At 41.0% G+C, this 410-nt stretch carries 1 pseudogene; it reads right to left on the reverse strand.

Features of this window, described 5'->3' with window-relative positions:
- A pseudogene (locus DW922_RS17345) lies at positions 1-410 on the reverse strand (hybrid sensor histidine kinase/response regulator); the annotation flags it as partial.

Consider the following 410-nt stretch of genomic DNA (forward strand, 5'->3'; position numbering starts at 1 on the left):
GACATCAGAAAATAAAGAAAAATAACACCTATAACACTTAATGGAAGGTTACGGAATACTTCCATATCCGGAAGATACGCATAGATGTAATAATCACGCTGCTTCAGCATGATTCCGTAGCATCCGGTTCCTTCATTCTTCAAATGATAGATGTGCTGACTGTCTGTATGCTTTTTCATTGCCTGAACAACTTCGTTGTCGGCTGTATTATGTCCTAACAGACTCTCATCATTACTGGCAACAACGATTCCCTCGTCTGCAACAATAATCGTTCCATCTTTCTGAGCACTATAGCCCTTTAAAAGTCCCTGTATCGTCAGCGTATAGTTTCTGGCAAATTCAGGAGATGTGTAATAGTAGATTGCTACGATACCCGGTGCATCTTTTCTGGCACAGGCTGCAATGTCAAT

It is taken from the genome of Clostridium sp. AM42-4, from assembly GCF_003480105.1.
GTDB lineage: Bacteria > Bacillota > Clostridia > Lachnospirales > Lachnospiraceae > Brotaphodocola.